This is a genomic window from Gordonia gummivorans (assembly GCF_022513585.1).
In the GTDB taxonomy this organism is placed as follows: domain Bacteria; phylum Actinomycetota; class Actinomycetes; order Mycobacteriales; family Mycobacteriaceae; genus Gordonia.
Genome location: NZ_JAKWBF010000043.1, coordinates 1 through 23,281 on the forward strand (window position 1 = coordinate 1; position 23,281 = coordinate 23,281).

A 23,281-nucleotide genomic window follows, 5' to 3' on the forward strand; every position below is an offset into this window, starting at 1 on the left:
GGACGCGTACTACTCCTCAGCGACTGCGTGCACAACGCAGGCCCAGACCCGCGCACCGTCGCCACGACCCTGCCGAGACTCGATGTTCTCCTGGATGTTTCCGGCGAGCATGACCTCGACCTGGGCAGTGACCTCGCGTCGGCGGGGCACGGACGATGCCTACCGGTGCGGAATCACCACGACGTCGCGCCGGCGTTGCGCCGGATCTTCGCTGGTTGACCCGAGCCTGAAACCTCCCACCGATTTCCGCCCTCACCGACGCTGTCTTTGCCTATATGGCAACGACGCACCTGGCCCGTGCGGAAATCCGGGGTGGATTTGCGAAGAGGTTCGACTCTCAGCGCAGGTCGGCAGCGATCATCGGCCAGGTGGTGTGCAGATCGTGCTCCCAGTACGCCCACGAGTGAGTTCCGTTGGGACGCAGCAGCACCTTGTTCGGGATGCGCAGCTTCTTCAGACGCGCGGCCATCTGGCGGGTGCAGTCGTTGACGGCAGCCTCGATGATTCCGCCGAGGATCATCTGGTTGGCGAGCGTGATGACGTCGCCGTTCACCAGCGGCGCGTCGGTGCGGTCGTACTGTCCGGGAAGTCCACTGCCGCTGGTCATGTAGACCTTTGTTCCGCGTAGCTTGGCGGCGTTGATGTAGGGGTCGTTGTCGCGCCAGCCGCGCGAGGCCGGGGTGCCCCACATGTTGTTGAGGTTGCCTTGGCCGCGGTCGGCCACAACCATGCGAATGTAGGCCTGCCCCAACGGATCACTGGTCCGGGCGCACCCACTGTAGGCGGCGACGGAACGGTACAGCTTCGGTGCGGCGATCGCGAGGTTGAGCACCGAGGTACCCGCCATCGAGATACCGGCGATCGAGTTGACCTTGGTGGTCTTGAGTTCCTTGTCGATCAGCGGCGGCAATTCCTTGGTCAGGAAAGTCGTCCATTTGTTGCGGCCGAGAACCGGGTCGTCGCGCTGCCAGTCTGTGTAGTACGAGAAGGCACCGCCGATCGGGGTCACCACATTCACGTTCTTGTCGGCGAAGAACTGCACATAACTGGTCTTGGCCGCCCAGGTCGCCGAGTCCTCACCTCCGCCCGCGCCGTTGAGCAGATACAGCGTCGGACTCGGCTTCTTCTGATTCTTCGGCCGCAGCACGTTGACCGGAATCAGCTTGCGCATGGCCGCCGAGTACACGATGACCGTGGCCTGCTGGGGGCCGTCATGGATGACGGTGTCGATGCGCGGGACCCTGGGATCGGGGTCCGGCGCTGCTCCGGCGATACCGACACACACGCCGGCCGCAGCACCAGCCACTGCCACCACGGCTATCGCTCGCGTCATCCATCGATTGCGCACCAGAAACCCCTTTAGTCCCATTAGTCACATCCGTAACAGACTATCCAGAGCGTATCGGGTTTCCAACTCGGAGAAACCGACGTTAGACAGTTGTGACCGGGCCGTGGTGTCGCTGCAGGGTCAGACGCGATGGATCGCGGTGCATCAGGCATCCAATCGCTCTGCAGACGAGCACCCACAAAGGTTGCAGTTTGACGCGGCATCCGCGTCAAACTGCAACTTCTTGGTGAGCGCGTCCATCCGGTCGCCGGATGCGAGGTGCCGGCCGCGCATTTCCCCAGTTCACAGCACCGGTTACCGCTTTGGATCAGCGACCCACCCGCCGACCTCGTCGGCGATCATGGAAGCGGGAAGAGGGCCGTGAAGCGCGGCGCGGCGACGATGATCCACGAAAAGTAGGGGAAGAAACTCGTCCCCTATCCCTGGAGTCTTCCCCGCGAATTTTCTCGCGGACGACTCAACAAGCAGGGGCAGAAAGTAGGGGAAGAACCTTCCCCTACTTTCAGTGGTCCGGCGCCTCGCCGACGTGGCCCGTTCACCTGCCCTTCGAGGCATCCCTCGGCTGGCGCCTCGGGCACCTCAGAGAGCGGTGGGGTGGTGGACGCTTATGTGCAGTTCAGAGCGCGAATCACCGAACTCTTCGGAGTCAGCGACCACTCCGAGTGTCGTCTATGCGGCCTCTGCCGACCAGGACTCGACGACCTACTCGATGTCCATGCTCGGCTGTCCTGCCATCAAGACAAAGATGAAAACGCCATAGGCGACAACACATGCAACACCGGCGGTGAACAACGCGCCTACCAGGCTTCGCGTACGCCGATACACGGTGACGGCGGCGATCACGGCCGCAACAGCCAGAATCGGAACGGACACAACGGCAGCGAGCGGCATGAAACGACACTACTCAGTCACAGATACATCGTGGCCAATGCGCGAACGCGTTCCACGACCGCCGCGCGCACGCTTTCTGGCGCACACACCTCGACATCGGCGGCGAAGGTCCACAGGGCGCTGACCGCGTGCCGTTCTCCGACGAAACCCAAGGTCAGCTCGATACGACCATCCTCAACCGTGACCGGCGTTCCCTGTTCGTCGGCGATCCCGCGCAGCACCTTCGCCGTCTGCTCCGAGCACCGCACCGTCACTCCGATGACGGTGAACCCGGCGCGAAACTCATCGCGCCGGCGTTGCCAGATCTCTTCGAGGTCGACGTCGTCGGACCGTCTGGCAGGCTCGTCGAGGATCTCGACGTCGGACATGCGCGACATCCGATACATGCGTTCGCTGCCCTCGACCTCGGCAACGAGATACCAGGTGTCGCCGGCGACGATCAGTCCCACCGGATCGAGGACGCGTTCGGCGGCGTGGTCGGCGCCGCGCCGGCGATACCGCACGCGGATGCGCCGACCGTCGAAGACCGCCTGCTGGACGGGCCCGAGTGCGTCGAGCTGTTGTGGTGGACGCACAAAACCCTCCGGCCGCACCAGGATTCGCTGTGCAGCGCGCACCGCCGACGCCCGGAACTGTTCCGGCAGCGACGCCGCGACCTTGCGCATCGCCGACGCGAAGGCGGGCGAATCAATACGCCCACTGCCGGCGACCAGCGAACGCGCCTCGTCGAGCGTCAGTCCGGACAGGTCGGTGCGGTAACCCGGCAACAGCGCGAACCCGCCGTGCCGTCCACGTTCGGCATAGACCGGCACACCCGACAACGACAGTGCATCGATGTCGCGCATCACCGTGCGCTCGGACACCTCCAACTCGGCGGCGATCTGCGCGGCTGTCATCTGCGAGTGCGTTTTCAGCAGCATCAGGACCGCGAGTAGACGTTCGGCGCGCATGATTCACATTCTCCTCGAAATCATGACAGAAGGTGTCATGTATTGGCCGTTGACTGGTTCATGAGACAGCCACCAACCGAAGGAGAACGTCATGAACCGCCCCGCCGATCCCCGCCCCGTCTACGCCGCAGCCACCGCCTGGACCACCGGCATCATGCGCACGGTCACCGACGAACAACTGGGCAACCCGACGCCATGCACCGAGTTCGACGTCCGCGCACTGTGCGCACATCTGATCGGAACCGCGCGTCGCGCCGAAGGCCTCGCCGCCGGCGCCGACATCTTCGCGATCAACCCTTACCCCGACATCTACGACGTGCAGACCTACGCCGACACCGTCGCCCACGCCATCGAGCTGTGGTCCGACGACGCCAGACTGTCCGCGATGGTCACCGTCCCGTGGGGCACCGTGCCGGGCGCGGGCGCGCTCTGGGGCTATGTGAACGAGACCCTGGTGCACGGGTGGGATCTGGCCGTCGCGATCGGGGCCGACGCCGAGGCCGGTCCCGCGATCGTCGCACCCGCACTAGCCGTCGCTCAGCAGTTCATCTCCGCCGACATTCGCGACGACGACGATGTGCCGTTCGGGCCGGTTGTCGAATCCCGACCGGATGCCGGGCTGACCGAGCAGCTCGCCAACTGGTCGGGGCGGGAATCGCGCAGCTGGGTCGGGGTGCGGGCGTGAGCTGAAGGTGTACCGCGAACAGCAGCACCGAGTAACTACCGCTCCCTGAGGTGCTCGAGGCGCTAGCCGAGAGCCTCGAAGGACCTGGTGAGACGCGTCGCCAGGGCCTTCGAGGCTCGTCGGTTTCGAGACGCGTCGGGTCGCTTCGCTCCCTCGTCGCTCCTCAACCCGGCGGCTTGCGCTCCTCGCACCTCAGGCAGCGGGAGGGTCGCGTTCGCTCGTCAGGCAGCGGGAGGGCCTCAGGCAGCGGTGGACGGTTCGGAGTGCGAACTACCATCGAAATAATGACCACGCCCGAACTCCCGCGCAGTGCGGTGTTCGCGTCGTTGGCCAGTCACAACTACCGCCTCTACTTCGGCGGTCAGGCGCTGTCGCTGATCGGGACGTGGATGCAGGCCACCGCGCAGGCGTGGCTCGTGCTGACGCTCAGCGGTTCGGCGTCGATCCTCGGGATCATCGTCGCGTTGCAAGCACTGCCGGTGCTGCTCCTCGGGCCGTACGCGGGGGTGGTCGCCGACCGCGTCGATCGACGCAAGCTGATGATCGCGCTGCAGTCGGTCATGGGGATCCTCGCCGCCATCCTCGCGACGCTCGCGCTCGGCGGCTGGGTGCAGGTCTGGCAGATCGCGATCCTTGCGGTGTTGCTCGGACTCAACAACGCCTTCGAGAATCCGGCACGCCAGGCATTCATCCACCAGATCGTCGGCCACGACCTCATCCGCAACGCGGTCACGCTGAACTCGGTGCTGGTGAACGCGGCGCGAGCCGTCGGGCCGGCCACCGCGGGCGTCATCCTCGCGGCGGTCGGCGCCGGCTGGTGCTTCGCCATCAACGCGGCCAGCTTTGTCGCGGTCGTGGTGTCGCTGCTGGTCATGCGCACTTCCGAGATCACCTACGAACAGCCGGTGGCGCGCGCCAAAGGCCAGCTCCGCGAAGGGCTCCGGTATGTCGGCGGACGCCCGACACTGTGGGTGCCGCTGGTGATGATGGCGATCGTCGGAACGCTGGCCTACGAGTTCCCGGTGTCGTTGCCCGTCGCGGCGAGCGAGGTGTTCGACGGAGGGCCGCAGGCGTTCGGGTTCATGACGTCGTCGATGGGGATCGGCGCGGTGATCGGCGGGCTGGTCGTCGCGGCGCGGGGCACCACGGGCCTGCGGACCTTGACCTTCGCCGCCTTCGGATTCGGCGTCACCATCGCACTCACCGCGCTGGCACCGACCCTGTGGCTGGCGATCATCGCCCTCTTCTTCGTCGGTTGGCTCAGCGTGTCGTTCATGTCGACGGGCAACGCCACCCTGCAGCTCGAATCCGAGCCCCAGATGCGCGGACGGGTGATGGCGTTGTGGTCGGTCGCCTTCATGGGGTCGACGCCGATCGGCGGACCAATCATCGGTGCGGTCAGCGAGTATGCCGGTGCGCGCGTCGCACTCGGCGTCGGCGCGGCCGCCTGCTTCGCTGCCGCCGCGATGGCGCTCCTGATGTATCGGACACGGACCCGGAAACCGGCTCGCCTGCAGCACATGTGAAGCTGTAGGCCCGCCGTACATCGAACAGAGGATTCGCAGCATGCGCTATCGCGATGCACCGACCGTCGAGGTGTCCGAACTGATCGAGGGATGCACCGTCGAACGCGTGTGGGACATCGTCGCCGACATCGCGCTTCCGACGCAGGCCGACGGTGAACTGGTGTCGGCGGAGTGGGTCGGCGAGCCCGCCGAGATCGTGGTCGGGGCGCGCTTTCGCGGCACCAACTCCGCAGAAGGACTCGGCACGTGGACTGCCGAATGCGAGATCGTCGAGGTCGAGCCGGGACGACGCTGGGTCTGGACCGCGGGTGGGCCCCAAGGTGAGCCGTGGTCCACCTGGGCGTTCGAGGTCGACGCGTCGTCGAAGGGTGCGATCGTGCGGCAGTGGGCCCGCCTTGGTCCGGGACCGTCACGGTTGTCGCAGGCCATCGAGGCGAACCCGCATCTGGAAGGACGCATCATCGCCCGGCGCATGGATGACTGGCGTCGTGGCATGCAGGCGAATCTGGACTGGGTGCGCGGCCAGTTGGTCAACTGACCATCCAATTCTCCCAATTGCGTCCGGTCGACCCGACCGCTCAGTAAGGTGACTTGGATCACGGCGGGCGAGTACCGGGGGATTCGATGGGGAATCGCACAAACACATCCTTGTTGCGTAGGCGCGGACCGCGCGTGCTGCGTTCAGTGGCGATACTGATAGTCGGTGCCGCGCTGGTGGCGACCGCGCTGACGGCGACACCCGCCCACGCAAGTACCCACTACTTCCCCGACATCTCCGAGGTCTCCGTCCCCAAGGCCGAGTGCGGCCCGGGCTCGCTGCCCGAACCCGGACTACAGGGCGACGTGAGTGCGGAGGACCGAAACTCCGGCCGCAGCCGACGCGGCTATCGCTGCAACATGACCAAGGTCGGCAACGTGCGCGGTGCGGGTGGTGGCATCGTGTCGGCCACCTTCGAGCATTGCAGCTACACGGGAAGTCTGTTCCCCGGCAACAACTTTGTCCGACAGCCGGGTGTGCAGGTGGTCGACGCGTCGAACCCCGCCCGGCCGCGCGTCGTCGGGTCGCTCACCGATCCCGCGATGCGCGGCGGCACGTGGGAGACGTTGAAGGTCAACAAGAAACGCAAGCTGCTGGCGGCGACCTCGGTTCCTCTGCTGTGGGGTGGCGGCTTCTTCGCCGTCTACGACATCTCCGACTGCGAACATCCGCGTCTGCTCAACCGCGGGCCGGGCGTGTCGACCCCGCTACCCTTCACCTCCCATGAGGGTGGGTTCTCGCCCGACGGTCGTACGTACTGGGCGTCGGGGATCTGGCCCGGCCACCTGTCGGCCATCGACATCTCCAATCCCGCTGTCCCTCGGGTCATCTGGCAGGGCCTGCACGGATTCCTGGGCCACGGCTTCGGCATGACGCCGGACGGGAACCGGATGTACATCTCCAACGGACTCGGGATCAACATCCTCGACACCCGCGCGATCCAGCGTCGGGCACCCTATCCGCAGGTACCGAGCATCGCGACGTACCTGTGGCCCGACGGACAGGTGAACCAACACACCATCCCGGTCACCTATCGCGGTGTGCCCTATATCGTCACGGTCGACGAACTCGGTTCCGGGGGAGTCAAGTTCTTCAACGTCACCCGGCCCAACCGGCCCGACTACGCCGCGCAGATCAAACTCGAGATCAATCTCCCGAAGAACCTCGACACCAACTTCCGGTCGGGCATGGGCGGCAGCGTCTTCAACAGCAATCCGCACTACTGCACCGTCGACCGTCCGGCCGACCCGACCGCACTCGCCTGCTCGTGGGAGTCATCGGGCATCCGCGTCTTCGACATCCGAAACATCAAGAGCATCAGGGAGATTGGCTACTACAATCCGCCGGCGCAGAAGAATGCCACGATTGCCGACCTCCCCAACTCGCCGCACGTCCTCGGCTCGATCTCGGGCGTGCCGGCCGTCGAATTCCTGAGTCTGGGGATGGCCATCCTGCACGGCAAGGTGTCGTTGCCGGAGATGATCGGTCCGCGCACCGGAATGGTCGTCGGCGGCGACATGGCAACCGACTGGTGCTTCTCGCCGCCTGAATGGCGCGGCAACCAGATCTGGACCACCTGCGCCGACGGTGGCTTCTACACCCTGCAGCTGAGCCCGCGCGTGTATACGCCACCGCCAAACCAGGATTCGACGATCGGATGAGCGCATCACGATGGTCGGGCGCGCTTCGGATTGCCGCGGCCGCCTCGGTCGCTGTGCTGATCCTGGCGATCGGCGCGGTGGCAGGCGCGGCCTGGCAGCAGTCCCGGCACAGCGATTCCGATGCGCCCAGCACCGTCGACGTCGGATTCGCCCAGGACATGTCGACCCACCACGACCAGGCAATTCTTATGTCACGCACCGCGTCCGGGCTGCCCGGCGTCGGCGCCGAGATCCGCGTACTCGCCGACCGCATGGTGCTCACGCAGAGCACGGAAACGGCAACCCTGCGTGGCTGGCTGCAATGGTGGGGCGAGCCACTCACGTCGGACACGCCGATGTCGTGGATGGGCCACACCGACCATGGGTCGCACGGACATGCTGCGTCGCAGGAACATTCGGGACCCGCGACCGACCAACCACCCATGCCCGGCCTGGCCAGCGTCGACGAACTCGGTCGGCTGTCGACACTGACCGGCCGGGCAGCGGAGATCTACTTCCTGCAGTTGATGATCCGACACCACCGCGGCGGCCAGGAGATGGCGCGGGACGCCTTCAACGACGACCGCGCGAGCACGGCCACCCAACAGTGGGCGCTCACCATGATCGGCGATCAGGGCAACGAGATCGGACAGATGACCCTGATGCTCAAGGCGCGCAACGCCGAACCGTTGCCGACGTGAGAGTCAGTCGGTCTTCCACCGCAGGGTGAACAGCTCCCAGACCTCTTTCTGGTCCGCCGCCCACGGGTCGTAGACGAACGGCGCATGGCGTAGTGCCATGCCCGCCTCGCGCGGGGTCCGGTCGGCCTTGAAACCGTTGCACGACCGGCATGCGGCAACCAGGTTGCCGAACGTGCTTCTCCCACCGCGCGACACCGGCACGATGTGGTCGACGGTGTCGGCCGGACCTTCGCAGTACGCGCAGATCCACTGGTCACGCCGCAGGATCGTCGGCGACGACGCGTAGGAGTCCATCGACTTCCCGGCGAACGGGCGGTAGGCGTTGCGCTTGATCGCGACAACCTTGTGGATCGGGAGCGTGAGCGTCGGCGAATGCACCACCCGGATCACCGGGGTTCCCTCGACGTTTCGGGCCACCTCGGTGGTCAGCAGCACCGCCGCGCGGCGCCAGGTGACGCGCGCCAGGATCTGTAATCCGGCGTTGGTGACGAAGATGGTCATGGCTTCTCCTCGAGACGATGGCGAACTGGTCGGTGCGCCAACGATTCGGGATCAGCCTGGAATGACGATCCCGAGATCCTTGGCGCTCGGGACGGGGCGCAATGCGGTACACGTGAGTCCGTGACCGGGTTCGCGGTCCCGATAGCTCCGGGTTCCGACGATGGTCATGTGCGCCACCTCCTCTCGCTGGGGTCGGGTTTCATGTCTTACCGACGACGATAGTCGCCGCAACGGGTGACGGTAGTGCGACGTGCGGGTCAGAGCCAAGTGAATTTCTCCGGTCGGATGCCCGCGCGACCTATCGTCGAGGCATGACCGACGAGCGCCCGCGGCGCGTTGTGGACCTGACCGCGTCGATCGTGATCTGGTTCTGCCACGTGCTGCTGGCCGTCGGCGTCTTTGGCCTGTCCGTTCTCACGACTTTCGGGACCGACGCGTGCGCCTACGAGGCGTGCGGGAGTCCCCGGTGGATCGATGCGGCGATCTGGACGGCCGCGGTCGGCAGCCTCGTGCTGCTGTTGGCGTCGGCCTTGGTCATCAACGCGCGAGGACGCGCGCGACGCCTGGCCTTTCCGTTCGCCCTGATCGGATGTGTTCTCGAGGTCGCACTGGTGCCCGTGGTGTTCGCGATCGCGAGCAACGCCGGGCCTGTGTAGCAACGAGTCGACGTGTCGCACGTCACTCAACGTGATCCTCACAGGTAGTGGGAGTACCCTCTGCGCGGGACCCGGACCGAGAACCGGCCGGGATCGGCACGGAGTGGAGGCGATCATCGTTACCGAGCGACCCGCAACGGTCACCGAGGATTACCTCGACCCCGACGAGCGAGACGACCCCAAACCGGCGGCCAAAACACACAAGCCCGACAAGCACCTCTATCAGATCGACTTCGTCCGTCTGGTGACCTTTGCGTCGGTCATCCTCGACCACGTCATCCTCAACATCCCGCACATCGTGAACATGTCGACCGGTGCGGTCGGCCTGATGATGCGCTACACCCGGTACTCGTTCTTCGCGCTCACCGGTTTCGTCCTGACGTATCAGTACCGCGACCGCGAGCTGAAGCCGCTGACGTTCTGGCGTCGCCGCTACAAGCTGATCGGACTCCCGTTCGTCACCTGGAGCCTCTTCTACTGGGTCTATGGCCGCTACCTGGTCGGCGGCTGGTCGAACGTGGCGTCGAACTTCGAATCCGCCGAGTCCATCACGTTGGCGGTCAAATCGATCTGCTACGACCTGATCACCGGAAACGCCTGGTACCACCTGTACTTCCTGTCGGTGAGCATGCAGATCTACCTGGTGTTCCCGGGCATTCTGTGGGTGCTCCGCCGCACGTGGGGCTATCACCGCTACCTGCTCGCCGCGAGCTTCGCTTTCCATCTCTGGCTGATCTATGCGATGACCAGCCCACCCATGCAGTTCATCCCGGCCGGGGTGCACACGGCGCTGTCGAAGCATCTCGTCGCGACGATCATCCCGTACCAGTTCTTCATTCTCGCCGGCTGCGTCGCGGCGATGCACTACCCCGCGTTCCAGGCCTTCATGGTCAAGTGGCGCAAGGTGATCATTCCCGCGGGTATCGCGGTGATCGCGGCGACCATCGTGTACTTCGTCAATCAGGTCGACCTGGGTATCAGCATCGAACGCGCGTCCAACGTGTTCCTCGTGCACAACGTCTTCGCCTATATCGCGGTGATCTTGATCCTCTACTGCCTGGGAACGCTCTGGCAGGATCGTCGACGCCCCGGATCGGTGGCCGACGGGTTCATGCGCACCGCCGCCGACCGGTCCTTCGGCATCTACCTCGCCCATGCCCTCGCGCTGAGCGCGCTGATGCCGATCATCCGGGAACACGCCGGTTCCGCGCCCTGGCCGCTGCTGCTGCTGTCGTTCCTCGGCACAGTCGTCCTGACGGTGTTCATCGTCGAGGTGCTGCGTCGGAGCCCGATCAGCCTCATCACCACCGGCCGCAACCGGCTCGACTGGCGTCAGCAGAACGCGGGACGGTCGCTGATCGTGGGCATCGTCGCGATCGGCATCGGCGTCGCCGTTCGCCTGGTGATCGAGCCGCTCACCGGGAACCTGATCATCGCCACCGCCGCACTGCTCGTCGTTTCCGCGGTTGCGGTCTTCTGGCGGCGTTACCGCGACGGTAAGGGCGACCGGGACGGCACCGGTGCAGATACCACGACACCGCGCGCCAAGAAGTCGGTCACCGTCGAGGGCTGACTCAGCGTCGCCAACACGAGGTCGGCCACCGCCGCCTTGCCTCGGGCGTTCGGGTGATAGGACACGCCACCCTGGCCGAAGCCGTTCACCCAGGGAGTCTTCGAACAGACACCGTGATCGACGCCCGCTTTGGACGCGCGGACCAGGATGGTGCCCGACGCCGCAGCTGCGCGGGCGGTCGCGGCGGTCATGGCGTCGTACACCTGGCGTGTCGAGGCCACCTGCGCGGGAGTCAGCGGCAACCCGGGGCAGGTCCGGTCGTCACGCCCGAGCACCGGCACATAGTCGACGAGTACGACGACGGCACGCGGGGCACGCGCCCGGACAGCCGCCACGGTCTCGACGATGGCCCGCTCGACGGCGACATAGGCCTGCGGCGTCGGATCGGAACGAACCGAGTGAGGCCGGGTGCAGCTCTTCGCAGTCAACGGATGAATGCGCGCAATGTCGACGTTCGCGCAGCTAAGGGCGAGCAGCCTGGACATGTAGTCGAGGTCGTTGCCGCCGGTGGTGATCGTGACCAGGCGGGTGTCGGGCGTGACCGCGGCGATCTGCGGCTCGCGCAGCGAACGCTGCGGCACCCGCAGGATGTTGGACGTCCGCGAACCACTGCAGGAGACATCCGTCAAACGCATGTCGGTGGCGTCTGCGACCTGATGCGGGTAGTTGTCGGCCGATCGTTGGCACACGGTCCGCAGGCCGCGCACCTCCGGGCCTGCCGCGTAGGAACTGCCCAGCGCCACATACTTGCTCAGCGCGAAGACAGACAGGACCGGTGTGTCCGAACCCGACGCGGTGGACCGCACCGGGTAACTCGGCTCGGGCATCACCGCTGAACCGGGAATCATCACCGCCGCCGCCGCAATCACGGATGCCACGATGACCGCAGCGTGCGACCACCGGTGACGACTCATCCAGCCAGTGTCACATATCGCCGACGCCCTATCCCGACAACTCCCCCGAACCGCACGGGGTGGCGTTACTCACGACCAGATGTCCGGCAGGTCCTTGGCGACCGACATCGGGAAGTTCGGGGGGCGCTTCTCCAAGAACGCCGTCACCCCCTCGTAGACATCCGCCGACTGGCCGCGGTAGTAGATCGCCTTCGAGTCGGCGACGTGCGCATCCATCGGCGACGGCGCACCGGCCATGCGCCACAACAACTGTCGCGTCAGCGCGACGGAGACGGGAGCACTGTTGGCGGTCATCTCACGGGCCACCGCGATGGCCGTCGCGAGCACCTCGTCCTTCGGTACGACCTGCTGAATCAGTCCATGTTCGAGCGCCTCGTCGACCGACACCATCGTGGCGCCCATCGTCCACCGGAGAGCGGTCGGCAATCCGACCAACCGGGGCAGAAACCAGCTCGACGCCGCCTCGGGCACCAATCCTCTTGCGGCGAAGACGAATCCGAACTTCGCGTCGTCGGATGCGATGCGCGCGTCGGCCGGCAGGGTCATGGTCACGCCGACCCCGGCCGACGGACCGTTGACCGCCACCACGACCGGCTTGAGCGCCCGGAAAATCCGCAGCGACAGTCGGCCACCCTCGTCGGGCGGAACCTCGTCGGTGATCGACGACGCGTCGAAGGTGTCGGCGCCACCGCCGAGATCGGCTCCGGCACAATAGGCCCGGCCGTTCCCGGTCAGCACGACCGCCCGCACCGAGTCGTCGGCGTCGGTCTCGTCGAAGGCGTCGATCAGCGCCTGCCCCATCTGCATGGTGAACGCGTTGAGACGATCAGGGCGATTGAGGCGGAAGATCGCGATCTCGCCGTCGCGTTCGACGATGATGGGTGGGATGTCGGAATTCTCGGTACGTGATGGCACCCACACAACCTACTCGATGACCGAACGAGCGTTCCGTCGATCGTGAATCCCGGCGTTGGCGAGCCCATCCGCTCCCTGAGCGTGGATCCGTGGAGGGTTTGCATCTGGGCCTCAGATTCCGCTGCCTGAGGTGCGACGAGCGCTAGCCGCCGGGCTGAGGAGCCCCGTGCGAGGTACGAGCATGGAGCGTCTCGAAGTCGAGGAGCCTCGAAGGCCTGGTGACGGCTGCTACCTGGTCAACCAATTACCCTGTCTCACTAGCCCTTCGAGGCTCTCGGCTAGCGCCTCGAGCACCTCAGGGAGCGGTAGAGACTCCTGAGGGAGCGATGGGTGCACTCGACGCCCGGTCAACGGTTTGGGACGCCCGGTCAACGACGACGGCGGCGCCACCCATCAGGTGACGCCGCCGTCGTTGGTTGAACTCGTAGGTCAGCTCGCGTCGGACCCGCCGTCGGCGGCCTTGGTCAGCTCGACCGGGGCGTCGGGCACCGCGCGCGGCTTCTCCGAACCGGTGAAGGTGAACTTGGCATCTTCACCGTCGTCCTCGCCGTCCCAGCCTTCGACGTCGACCAGCACGATCTGGCCGGCGGTGATCTCGTTGAAGAGGATCTTCTCCGAGAGCTGGTCCTCGATCTCACGCTGGATGGTGCGACGCAACGGCCGGGCACCGAGCACCGGGTCGAACCCGCGCTTGGCGAGCAGTCCCTTGGCCTTGTCGGTGAGCTCGAGAGCCATGTCCTTGTTCTTCAGCTGCGTCTCGACGCGGGCGATCATCAGGTCGACCATCTGGATGATCTCGTCCCGAGTCAGCTGATGGAAGACGATGACGTCGTCGATACGGTTGAGGAACTCGGGCCGGAAGTGCTTCTTGAGCTCGTCGTTGACCTTGAGCTTCATCCGCTCGTAGTTCGACTGCGAGTCGGCACCCTTGGTGAAGCCGAGGCCCACCGCCTTGGAGATGTCGCTGGTACCGAGGTTCGAGGTGAAGATCAGCACGGTGTTCTTGAAGTCGACCGTGCGGCCCTGACCGTCGGTGAGACGACCATCCTCGAGCACCTGCAGCAGCGTGTTGTAGATCTCCGAGTGCGCCTTCTCGATCTCGTCGAACAGCACCACCGAGAACGGCTTGCGGCGCACCTTCTCGGTGAGCTGCCCGCCCTCTTCGTAGCCGACGTACCCGGGAGGGGCACCGAACAGACGCGACGCGGTGAAGCGGTCGTGGAACTCGCCCATGTCGATCTGGATGAGCGCGTCGTCCTCGCCGAACAGGAAGTTCGCCAGCGCCTTGGAGAGCTCGGTCTTACCGACACCCGACGGTCCGGCGAAGATGAACGAACCCGACGGACGCTTGGGGTCCTTCAGGCCGGCACGCGTACGGCGGATCGCCTTGGAGACGGCCTTGACCGCGTCCTCCTGGCCGATGATCCGCTTGTGCAGCTCGTCCTCCATGCGGAGCAGACGGGTGGTCTCCTCCTCGGTGAGCTTGAACACCGGAATACCGGTCCAGTTGCCCAGAACCTCGGCGATCTGCTCGTCGTCGACCTCGGCCACGACGTCCATGTCGCCACTGCGCCACTGCTTTTCGCGCTCGGCACGCTCGGCGACGAGGGTCTTCTCCTTGTCGCGCAGGCTCGCGGCCTTCTCGAAGTCCTGCGCGTCGATCGCGCTTTCCTTCTCCTTGCGGGCGTCGGCGATGCGCTCGTCGAACTCCCGCAGGTCTGGCGGTGCGGTCATCCGGCGGATGCGCATGCGCGCGCCCGCCTCGTCGATGAGGTCGATCGCCTTGTCCGGCAGGAACCTGTCGTTGATGTAGCGGTCGGCCAGCGTCGCCGCGGCCACGAGCGCACCGTCGGTGATGGACACCCGGTGGTGGCTCTCGTAACGGTCGCGCAGACCCTTGAGGATCTCGATGGTGTGCTCCACCGACGGCTCGCCGACCTGGACCGGCTGGAACCGGCGCTCGAGAGCGGCGTCCTTCTCGATGTACTTGCGGTACTCGTCGAGAGTGGTCGCACCGATGGTCTGCAGTTCGCCACGGGCCAGCTTCGGCTTCAGGATCGACGCGGCGTCGATCGCGCCCTCGGCAGCACCCGCGCCGACGAGCGTGTGCAGCTCGTCGATGAACAGGATGATGTCGCCGCGGGTGTTGATCTCCTTGAGCACCTTCTTGAGGCGTTCCTCGAAGTCACCGCGGTAGCGGCTGCCGGCCACCAGCGACCCGAGGTCGAGGGTGTAGAGCTGCTTGTCCTTGAGCGTCTCCGGCACCTGGCCGTTGACGATGGCCTGCGCGAGACCCTCGACGACGGCGGTCTTGCCGACGCCGGGTTCGCCGATGAGGACCGGGTTGTTCTTGGTGCGGCGGCTCAGCACCTGCATGACCCGCTCGATTTCCTTCTCGCGGCCGATGACCGGGTCGAGCTTGCCCTCACCGGCGGCGGCGGTCAGGTTGCGACCGAACTGGTCGAGCACGAGCGAGGTCGACGGGGTGCCGGACTCGCTGCTCCGACCGCCCGTGCCCGCCTCCTGCGGCTCCTTGCCCTGGTAGCCACTGAGCAGCTGGATGACCTGCTGGCGGACCCGGTTGAGGTCGGCGCCGAGCTTGACCAGCACCTGTGCGGCAACGCCCTCGCCCTCGCGGATGAGACCGAGCAGGATGTGCTCGGTCCCGATGTAGTTGTGGCCGAGTTGCAGCGCCTCACGCAGCGACAGCTCGAGCACCTTCTTGGCACGCGGAGTGAACGGGATGTGCCCCGACGGCGCCTGCTGTCCCTGGCCGATGATCTCCTCGACCTGACTGCGGACACCTTCCAGGGAGATCCCGAGCGACTCGAGGGCCTTGGCGGCCACGCCCTCGCCCTCGTGGATGAGACCGAGCAGGATGTGCTCGGTTCCGATGTAGTTGTGGTTGAGCATCCGCGCCTCTTCTTGGGCCAGAACCACAACCCGTCGCGCGCGGTCGGTGAACCGTTCGAACATTGTTCTCCCTCACATTGCTAGCGCCCCGGCCGCCGTGGGTGTGACATGGTGCACTGACACGTCGACCAGCCTGGTTCCACTCTAGTGGTCGTCGGGTGTACACCTACAGTCAACGTCTGTCCAGATGACGTCGAACACCGGGTGCGGCGGGGATCTGGCTCATACAACCGCCCAGGCCAGCGCGGTGTTCCCCATCTGATACGCCCAGAGCGAACGGATCGGTTCTCCGCCCCGAGATCCGCAGCGTCAGCCGTGCAGTACCGCGATGACGTTGCCCGACGGGTCGGTGAACCACGCGATGTCGGGTCCGCCGTGTTCGCCCGACCGGACGATCCCGCGCTCGTCGTGGTCGAAGCCGTCGTAGCGCAGGAACTCGACGCCCTGGGCGGCGAGTTCGTCGACCGCCTTGTCGAGGTCGTCGACCGGGAGGTTGAGGACCGTGTAGCCGGCCGGCGTGTGGTCGGGCTTGGGGTAGGCCATGACCGTCGTCTGCCGGTTGATACGAATGCCGAGCACGCCCATCGGGAAGCGCAGCACCCGCATGCCGAGCACGTCCCGATAGAACGTTTCCGCGGCCTCGAGGTCGCCCACGGCGAAACCACTGAATGCCAGGTTCGGCTCGCTCATCTGGGCTTCGCTCTCGTCGGAGAGACGCAGGATCTGCAGCCAGTTGCCGTCGGGATCTTCGACGGTGCCGAAGAGATTGCCGTCGCGGTCCTCGAGCGGACTCACCCACGCGGCCCCGAGTTCGTCGAGCCGTTTCGCGGTTGCGCTCGGATCGTCGACCTCGACGTTGAGGATGGCTCGCGCGCCGCCGGGGTTGGGCCCGGACACGTCGTCGCGCTTGTCGAACATCAGGTAGAAGCCGTCGAGCGCGACCACCTGATAGCCGTCGTCGCCGGGGGTGGACTCCACTTTCGCCTCGAAGGCGGTGGCGTACCACTGCGCGAGGCGGGTGGGGTCGTCGCTGGACAGGAGCATGGAGTTGATCGTTGCGGTAGCCATGTCAGTGCTGACCGTTCCGGACCGGAGAACTCATCGGAATGCGACGATCGAATTCAAGCAACCAGGAGGTGCTCTTCCACGATGACATCCAAGACGAACTCCGCGTGGCCCGAGATCCCCGTCGCCGAGTGGGCCGACACTCGCGACACTTTTCAGCTGATGACGCAGATCGTCGGCAAGGTGCGCATGGTCAACACTCCGCGCATGAGTCACTGGTGGAATGTGACGCTGTATGTGACGGCGCGCGGCCTCACCACCGCACTGATCCCGCACGGCAGCACGTCTTTCCAGATGGACTTCGATCTGATCGACCACCAATTGGTGGTGTCGACGACGTCGGGTGAGAAGCGATCGCTGAAGCTGGAGTCGCGACCGGTGGCCGACTTCTACCGAGATGTCATGGCGATGCTCGACGATCTCGGGTTATCAACGGAGATATGGGAAATGCCGGTCGAGATCCCGGGCGCGATCGCCTTCGACGAGGACCGGGAGCATGTGGCCTACGACCCAGACGCCGTCCATCGCTTCTGGCTTGCGCTGGTTCAGATCGACCGGGTCTTCGAGATCTTTCGCGCGCGCTTCATCGGCAAGGTCAGTCCGTCCCACTTCTTCTGGGGCGCAGCCGATCTCGCGGTGACACGATTCTCCGGCCGAGAAGCCCCCAAACACCCTGGCGGAGCACCGAATTGCGGCCCAGAGGTGATGTGGGAGGCCTACTCGCACGAGGTGTCGAGCGCGGGCTACTGGCCCGGCCCCGACGGCGAGGGTTACTTCTACTCCTACGCCTATCCGGAACCCGAGGGCTTCACGGCCGCTCCGGTGGCGCCGTCGTCGGCCTATTTCGACGCCGGCCTCGGCGAATTCCTGTTGCCCTACACCGCGGTTCGAGAAGCCGACGATCCCGACGCAGTGCTGCTCGACTTCCTGCAGAGCACCTACGAGATCGCCGCGGATCTGGGCGGGTGGGACCGAAAGAGCTTGGAACGCTGAGCAATCAGACCACGAACGCGTCGATGATGCGATCCATCACGACGAGCATCTCCTCGGTGGCCTGCTCCCGATCGTCGGCGGCGGCGACGTAGAGCGCCGACTCGTCGAGCGCGCCGATGGCCACATGCGCGATGGGGCGGGTGGGCTGTTCGGCCACCTGCCCGAGCTCGATGGCGGTCCGGATCAGTCCTTCTAGGAGCGCGAAACCGAACTGCTCCCCCCGCGCTCGCCACTCCTGCCAGCCCAGGACCGCGGGCGCGTCGACGAGCCCGATGCGGTGTCGGACGGGTTCGGCGAACACCTCGAGAAACGCCCGAACGCCGACCTTGAGAGCCGCGATCGGATCGGTCGGCGCGAGTTCTGCCATGGACTCGGCGCACAGCGCGACAACTTCCTGCTCGAGCTCGTCGAATACCGCGGTGAACAGGCCCTTCTTGTCGTCGAACTGGTGGTAGAGCGCACCACGTGTGACGCCTGCGCGCTCGACGATCGCCTGAGTTCCGACGTCGGCGTAACCGTGTTCGCCGAAGAGTTCGCGGCCGGCCTCGACGAGGGCGGCACGGGTCGCGGCGGTGCGCTCTGCCTGCGTCCGACGGTTGACTTTCATACAGCTTGTACGTAACTTTCATACCGAGTGTTTGTAAATGAACTCATCAAGCCTACGACGGAGGCCACCATGCCGACCATCGAACTCGCCACGGCAACCATCGAATACGAAACCTTCGGACCAGAGGACTCGCCGCATCCACCGGTGGTGTTCGTGCACGGCGTGGTGGTCGACGGTCGTATGTGGACCGATGCCGCCCAGAGCTTGGCCGACGCCGGATTCCGTTGTTATGCACCAACTTTCACTCTCGGCGCGCATCACATCCCCTGGGGGCCCGACGCCGATCGCACTCCGTCGGGGGCGGCCCGGTTGATCCGTGAGTTCGTCGACGCTCAGGGCCTCACGAGCCCGACACTTGTCGGCTGCGACACCGGCGGCGCGCTCTGCCAGTTCGCACTGGATCAGGACCCGGATTTCGCCGGCCGCGTAGTGTTCACCAATTGCGATGCGTTCGAACAGTTTCCGCCGCAGCCGTATCCTGTCGTCTTCGCCCTGCTGACCCGGCCCGGCCTCACCAAACGGCTCGTCGGGCTCCTGCACCGTTCGACGGCGCTTCGCCATTCGATCGCCGGCTTCGGACTGCTCGTCACCGACCCCGATCCCGAGCTGTCCGCGTCGATCCTCGATCCGTTGCGCAGCGACGAACGAATCCGCGACGACCTCGCCGCCTTCCTGCGCGCCATCGACTCGTCCGAACTGGCCGCGATCACGCCTCGATTGTCGAAGGTCGCGGTACCCGTGTCCGTCGTCTGGGGCACCGCCGATCGCGCGTTCCGGCCGAAACTCGGCCGCCGTCTGGCGTCGGTCTTCGCCGACGCCACCTTCACCGAGGTACCCCGATCGCGCACCTTTGTCGCGATGGACCGTCCGCAGGCCGTGGTCGACGCCGTGGTCGAGATCAGCGCACGGCAGGTGCCGCGTCGGCCCTGACTAAGAAAACTTGCGCGAAGGGTGTCGGGTTTTGGGCCCCACGAACGACGATAAGGGTGTGAGCGGTCAATCCGGCGGTGCTGATGCGCTGCTATCGGTCTACGACGAGGCACTGCCCTCGGTGTATGGCTACGTCGTGCGGCGCTGCGCCGACCGCGCGGTCGCCGAGGACGTGACCTCCGAGACGTTCCTCGCCGCGATGGACACCGTGCGCAGAGATACGTCGGCGGTGCCGTCGACGCCCTGGTTGATCGGAATCGCGCGGCACAAGTTGGCCGACCACTGGCGGCGGATGCAACGCACACCGGAGCCGGTGGACGAGCTACCCGAGACGACGGATGACGATTGGGATGCCCATCTGGATCGGATGGTTGCCCATCACACGTTGGCGACCCTCGGACCGGCCCACCGCGCGGTGCTGACGTTGCGCTACGTCGACGATCTCCCGGTCGCCGATTGCGCGCAGATCCTCGACCGCACCGTCGGCGCCACCGAGGCACTGCTCACCCGGGCAAAGCGCGCGTTCCGCGCGGCCTACCCGGAGAACGAATTCCAATCGAGCCGGAGAGGAGGTCACGTATGAACAACACCGAGTTCCCCGACACCAGCGGCGATCCGCTGCGCATCCTGCGCGGTGTCGACAGCGGATTCGACGACCCGGTCGCGCCGGACGCCGCATTCGCTGACGCGTTGCGTGATCGCCTCCGTCGCGGCGCGACCCTACCCGAAGGAGTCATCATGAGCACGACCGTCGAAACAGTTTCAGCACCAACTCAATCCGAGCCGGTCGTCGAACGGCCGGGAGCACTGCCCTACCTGACCGTCGCCGACGCCCGTGCGGCGATCGACTGGTATGTCGCCAATCTCGACGCCCGACTCCGTGGTGAGCCGATCGTCATGGAGGACGGCACCATCGGGCATGCCGAGCTCGAGATGGGCGGCGGCGTGGTCTATCTCGCGGGCGAGTTCGCCGACATGGGTTTGCGTGCACCGACTCCCGGGCATGTCTCGGTGAGTCTGATGCTGGCCGTTGACGATACCGACGCAGCGGTCGCGCGGGCCGGACGTGGCGGTGCGTCGGTGACGCGGGAACCCTACGAGGGCTACGGAAATCGGACCGGCACCATCATCGATCCGTTCGGACATCGGTGGATGCTGACGGGACCGTCGAAGAGCGCTGTCGCAGCGTCGGACCGTATTGCGCAGGGCGACCTCGTCTACATGTCCTTGCAGACGCCGGACGCCGCGCGGGCCGCGCGCTTCTATCGCGCAGTCCTCGGCTGGGAGTACGACCCGGCGAGCCGCCAGGTCACCAACCTTGGTCACCGCCTGGGCATTTCCGAGGCCGGCGACTACGGGAACAACACCTTGTACTGCGTGTACGCCGTCGACGACTTCGGGTCGGCGCGTGAGGCGATCATCGCCGCCGGCGGTGCGGTCGGCAGCATCGACGAGGTGTCGAGTGATGGCGCTCGGGTACTCGACGCCGTCGACGATCAAGGAGTCCGATTCTCGGTGCACGTGCCGGACCCGGCGGCGCCGCGATCGCCGCAACACCCGCGAGGCATCGGCGAGATGTCGTACCTGACCGTGCTCACTCCCGACAGCGCCCGTCTGCGGGCGTTCTACGGCAGCGTGCTCGGATGGGAGTTCCATCCCGGGCGCATCGACGACGGCTGGGAGGTCGACGACGTCCGCCCGCAGATCGGCATCGGCGGCGGTGCCGACACGTCGGTCGCGGTGCCGATGTGGATCGCCGACGACGTGGAAGCGGCGGTCGAGCGTGTACGAGATGCGGGTGGTCGGGTCATCGACGAACCCCAGCGCGCACCCTACGGCGTCACCGCCCGCTGCGCCGACGACCAGGGCGCCGAGTTCTACCTCGGCCAGCTCTTCTGACCCACCCCACCCCCGTTGACGATTCAGTGGGTGTCGTCGTAAGTGCCTTGCGCGTCCCGGACATCGGCGACGTGGGCTTCGACGAACTCGATAAGCCCGAGCAGTCGGTCGGCCACCTCGCGACCGGTCGGCGTCAACGAATACTTCACCTTGGGCGGGATCGTCTGCAGCACATCACGATTCACGAAACCGTCGCGCTCCAATGACTGCAGGGTCACCGACAGCATCCGTTCGCTGACGCCGTCCACTCGACGCCGCAGCGCATTGAACCGCAGATCACCGTCGGCGAGGGCCGCCAGCGCGAGGAGACCCCACCGACTTGTGACGTTGTGGAGGATGGCGCGCGACGCACAGTCACGGGCGAAGACGTCGGCAAGCAAGGCGGGATCGGGAATCCCGTCGTCGTACGCCGCGTCTGTCATGACCTGCATTCTATGCCAGCCACACCCTAAGCGCTAACTCCTGCACTTGCACTGTACTAATAGTAAGTGCATGCTGCTAGAGAACCACTAATGGCCGGCGCCTCGACGCGTTCGGCGATACGGAAGGAAACGCATGACCACATACGCAGTGACCGGAGCAAACGGCGGACTTGGACGCGCGACGATCGAGGCACTGATCGAACGAGGCGTCGCGGCGTCCGACATCGTCGCGATCGTCCGCGACGCAGGTCGTGCGCAGCACTTGTCCGACGCGGGCGTGACAGTGCGGGTCGCCGACTACGACGACGCGGCAGCGCTGTCGGCCGCACTCTCCGGCGTCGACCGACTGCTGTTGGTGTCGGGCTCGGAATTCGGTAGTCGAGTTCGCCAGCACGGCAACGTGATCGAAGCCGCGAAGGCCAACGGCGTCGACCTGCTCGCCTACACCAGCATCCTGTACGCCGACACCTCGCCGCTCAAGCTTGCCGAGGAGCATCTCGCGACCGAGCACATCCTGGCCGACAGCGGGGTACCCCACACCTTGCTGCGCAACGGCTGGTACTGGGAGAACTACGTCGGATCAGCTCCGGCGGCGATCGAGTCGGGCACGCTGTACGGCAGCGCTGGTACCGGACGCGTCGCGGGTGCCGCCCGACGCGACTACGCCGACGCGGCCGCAGCCGTCCTCATCGCGGGGACCGTGGGAGCGGTGTACGAACTCGCCGGCTCCGAACCACTCGACCATCCCGCCATCGCGGCGGCCATCGCCGAGGTGAGCGGAAAGCCGGTGCGGTACCAGGACATCCCCGAATCCGCGTACGCCGAGGCGCTGGTCGGGGCAGGGCTACCGGCCCCCGTTGCAGCCATTCTCGCGGACTCCGATGCCGGAGTGAGCCGTGGCGCCCTCGACTCCACGTCGACCGACCTCGCCGACCTCCGCGGGCGCCCGAGCGCGTCACTCAAGCAGGTGCTCGCCGAGTCCCTCGTCAGCGCACGCTGAACCGTTTGGGACGCACGGTCAACGGGCGGCGATGAGCCCGGCCACCAGCGTCGCGAACGCGGCGTTGGTGGCGACCGCGCGGATGACGTTCCATCGCACCCATTGCGTCGTGAAATCAGCCCATACGGCGGCGACCTCACCGCCCGACACATCACCGGCAGCAGCGAGCCGGTCGTTGGCCGGCACGTTGACGATCGCGGTGATGAGCAGGCCCACCACGATAAGCACCACCGCTGCGACGATCCACCACCGTAGGTCGCTTCGCCAGAACGCCCAGATGCTCAGCGCCCCGAATACCAGTGGGCCGAGGAAGATCACGGCGAACACCGGATTGAGGATGGCGACGTTGATCCGCTGCATCGCCGGCACGGCCGACACCGGACCGGCACGATCCAGACCCGGCATCACCGCGTAGGCGAAGGCCGCCAGCAAACCGGCGCTGAGCCCGGTGGTGACCACCGTGATACCGAGGAGTGCATCCCTGACTGAGTTCATGGGTTCATCCCACACCCGCAACGTGAGACGATCCATGGTCGTGGAGCGCAGAAACATAAGCCAGAGTCTCGGCGAGTCTCCGACACCTCCCCGACAGGGTCGTGACCACACAATGATGA

Annotated in this window: 23 protein-coding genes and 1 pseudogene; 13 read left to right on the plus strand and 11 right to left on the minus strand. The window is 65.9% G+C overall.

Annotated features, from left to right (window positions below; genetic code table 11):
- Positions 1-219: pseudogene (locus tag MKW15_RS22450) on the plus strand (hypothetical protein); the annotation flags it as partial.
- Positions 220-337: 118 nt separating this feature from the next.
- Here the strand turns inward: MKW15_RS22450 and MKW15_RS22455 are convergent.
- From MKW15_RS22455 to MKW15_RS22465, 3 genes are all read right to left on the minus strand, one after another.
- On the minus strand, positions 338-1,333 hold the full coding sequence (locus tag MKW15_RS22455) for an alpha/beta hydrolase (protein WP_240862297.1): 996 nt from the start codon (positions 1,331-1,333) through the stop codon (positions 338-340).
- Positions 1,334-2,050: 717 nt separating this feature from the next.
- Positions 2,051-2,239 carry a hypothetical protein gene (locus MKW15_RS22460; protein ID WP_240862298.1) on the minus strand — a complete coding sequence of 63 codons (189 nt, stop codon included), beginning with the start codon at positions 2,237-2,239 and terminating at the stop codon, positions 2,051-2,053.
- Positions 2,240-2,256: 17 nt separating this feature from the next.
- Entirely contained in the window at positions 2,257-3,189 is a 933-nt protein-coding gene (locus MKW15_RS22465) for a helix-turn-helix transcriptional regulator (RefSeq protein WP_240862300.1), read from the minus strand.
- Positions 3,190-3,280: 91 nt separating this feature from the next.
- On the opposite strand from MKW15_RS22465, the gene MKW15_RS22470 reads away from it, so the two are divergent.
- From MKW15_RS22470 to MKW15_RS22490, 5 genes are all read left to right on the plus strand, one after another.
- Positions 3,281-3,874: a TIGR03086 family metal-binding protein gene (locus MKW15_RS22470; RefSeq protein WP_240862302.1), complete on the plus strand. Its 594-nt coding sequence runs from the start codon at positions 3,281-3,283 to the stop codon at positions 3,872-3,874.
- Between the two features lie 284 nt (positions 3,875-4,158).
- Entirely contained in the window at positions 4,159-5,400 is a 1,242-nt protein-coding gene (locus MKW15_RS22475; RefSeq protein WP_240862304.1) for an MFS transporter, read from the plus strand.
- 40 nt (positions 5,401-5,440) lie between these two features.
- Complete coding sequence (locus tag MKW15_RS22480; RefSeq protein WP_240862307.1) at positions 5,441-5,938, plus strand: SRPBCC family protein; 498 nt, start codon at positions 5,441-5,443, stop codon at positions 5,936-5,938.
- An 86-nt stretch (positions 5,939-6,024) separates the two neighbouring features.
- Positions 6,025-7,599, plus strand: coding sequence for an LVIVD repeat-containing protein (locus MKW15_RS22485; protein ID WP_240862308.1), 1,575 nt, complete (start codon positions 6,025-6,027; stop codon positions 7,597-7,599).
- Positions 7,596-8,279: a DUF305 domain-containing protein gene (locus tag MKW15_RS22490; protein ID WP_240862310.1), complete on the plus strand. Its 684-nt coding sequence runs from the start codon at positions 7,596-7,598 to the stop codon at positions 8,277-8,279. The genes MKW15_RS22485 and MKW15_RS22490 overlap by 4 nt, the downstream gene beginning before the upstream one ends.
- Before the next feature lie 3 nt (positions 8,280-8,282).
- Here the strand turns inward: MKW15_RS22490 and MKW15_RS22495 are convergent, their stop codons facing one another.
- The gene (locus MKW15_RS22495) at positions 8,283-8,780 is read right to left on the minus strand and encodes an HNH endonuclease (protein ID WP_240862313.1); all 498 of its coding nucleotides are present in this window, start codon (positions 8,778-8,780) and stop codon (positions 8,283-8,285) included.
- A 311-nt stretch (positions 8,781-9,091) separates the two neighbouring features.
- Here MKW15_RS22495 and MKW15_RS22500 point away from each other — a divergent pair, with 311 nt between their 5' ends.
- Both MKW15_RS22500 and MKW15_RS22505 read left to right on the plus strand, forming a co-directional pair.
- A complete protein-coding gene (locus tag MKW15_RS22500) occupies positions 9,092-9,436 on the plus strand; it encodes a hypothetical protein (RefSeq protein WP_240862315.1) in 345 nt (114 codons plus the stop codon).
- Positions 9,437-9,539: 103 nt separating this feature from the next.
- A complete protein-coding gene (locus MKW15_RS22505; protein ID WP_240862317.1) occupies positions 9,540-11,009 on the plus strand; it encodes an acyltransferase in 1,470 nt (489 codons plus the stop codon).
- Here MKW15_RS22505 and MKW15_RS22510 read toward each other — a convergent pair.
- The 4 genes from MKW15_RS22510 to MKW15_RS22525 all read right to left on the minus strand — a co-directional run bounded on the left by MKW15_RS22510 (position 10,922) and on the right by MKW15_RS22525 (position 16,819).
- A complete protein-coding gene (locus tag MKW15_RS22510) occupies positions 10,922-11,923 on the minus strand; it encodes an SGNH/GDSL hydrolase family protein (protein WP_240862319.1) in 1,002 nt (333 codons plus the stop codon). The two genes, MKW15_RS22505 and MKW15_RS22510, sit on opposite strands and share 88 nt — an antisense overlap.
- Before the next feature lie 69 nt (positions 11,924-11,992).
- Positions 11,993-12,844 (minus strand): enoyl-CoA hydratase-related protein, encoded by an 852-nt coding sequence (locus MKW15_RS22515; protein ID WP_374247990.1) that lies wholly within the window; start codon positions 12,842-12,844, stop codon positions 11,993-11,995.
- A 423-nt stretch (positions 12,845-13,267) separates the two neighbouring features.
- The gene (locus MKW15_RS22520) at positions 13,268-15,814 is read right to left on the minus strand and encodes an ATP-dependent Clp protease ATP-binding subunit (RefSeq protein ID WP_240862323.1); all 2,547 of its coding nucleotides are present in this window, start codon (positions 15,812-15,814) and stop codon (positions 13,268-13,270) included.
- Between the two features lie 246 nt (positions 15,815-16,060).
- Positions 16,061-16,819 carry a VOC family protein gene (locus tag MKW15_RS22525; RefSeq protein ID WP_240862325.1) on the minus strand — a complete coding sequence of 253 codons (759 nt, stop codon included), beginning with the start codon at positions 16,817-16,819 and terminating at the stop codon, positions 16,061-16,063.
- A gap of 81 nt (positions 16,820-16,900) precedes the next feature.
- Between MKW15_RS22525 and MKW15_RS22530 the strand changes: the two genes are divergently transcribed.
- A complete protein-coding gene (locus tag MKW15_RS22530; protein WP_240862327.1) occupies positions 16,901-17,809 on the plus strand; it encodes a DUF5996 family protein in 909 nt (302 codons plus the stop codon).
- 4 nt (positions 17,810-17,813) lie between these two features.
- Here MKW15_RS22530 and MKW15_RS22535 read toward each other — a convergent pair whose 3' ends face one another.
- The gene (locus MKW15_RS22535; protein WP_240862329.1) at positions 17,814-18,416 is read right to left on the minus strand and encodes a TetR/AcrR family transcriptional regulator; all 603 of its coding nucleotides are present in this window, start codon (positions 18,414-18,416) and stop codon (positions 17,814-17,816) included.
- 69 nt (positions 18,417-18,485) lie between these two features.
- On the opposite strand from MKW15_RS22535, the gene MKW15_RS22540 reads away from it, so the two are divergent.
- Genes MKW15_RS22540 through MKW15_RS22550 form a run of 3 tightly spaced genes read left to right on the plus strand, consistent with a single transcriptional unit; the run spans position 18,486 to position 21,245 of the window.
- Positions 18,486-19,346: an alpha/beta fold hydrolase gene (locus MKW15_RS22540; RefSeq protein ID WP_240862331.1), complete on the plus strand. Its 861-nt coding sequence runs from the start codon at positions 18,486-18,488 to the stop codon at positions 19,344-19,346.
- Positions 19,347-19,404: 58 nt separating this feature from the next.
- Entirely contained in the window at positions 19,405-19,929 is a 525-nt protein-coding gene (locus MKW15_RS22545) for an RNA polymerase sigma factor (RefSeq protein WP_240862332.1), read from the plus strand.
- Complete coding sequence (locus MKW15_RS22550) at positions 19,926-21,245, plus strand: VOC family protein (RefSeq protein WP_240862334.1); 1,320 nt, start codon at positions 19,926-19,928, stop codon at positions 21,243-21,245. Before MKW15_RS22545 ends, MKW15_RS22550 begins: the two co-directional genes overlap by 4 nt.
- 23 nt (positions 21,246-21,268) lie before the next feature.
- Here the strand turns inward: MKW15_RS22550 and MKW15_RS22555 are convergent, their stop codons facing one another.
- On the minus strand, positions 21,269-21,667 hold the full coding sequence (locus MKW15_RS22555; protein ID WP_240862336.1) for a winged helix-turn-helix transcriptional regulator: 399 nt from the start codon (positions 21,665-21,667) through the stop codon (positions 21,269-21,271).
- 133 nt (positions 21,668-21,800) lie between these two features.
- On the opposite strand from MKW15_RS22555, the gene MKW15_RS22560 reads away from it, so the two are divergent.
- Positions 21,801-22,667 (plus strand): NmrA family NAD(P)-binding protein, encoded by an 867-nt coding sequence (locus MKW15_RS22560; RefSeq protein ID WP_240862337.1) that lies wholly within the window; start codon positions 21,801-21,803, stop codon positions 22,665-22,667.
- Positions 22,668-22,685: 18 nt separating this feature from the next.
- Here the strand turns inward: MKW15_RS22560 and MKW15_RS22565 are convergent, their stop codons facing one another.
- Complete coding sequence (locus MKW15_RS22565) at positions 22,686-23,162, minus strand: anthrone oxygenase family protein (protein WP_240862339.1); 477 nt, start codon at positions 23,160-23,162, stop codon at positions 22,686-22,688.
- Positions 23,163-23,281: the final 119 nt, after the last annotated feature.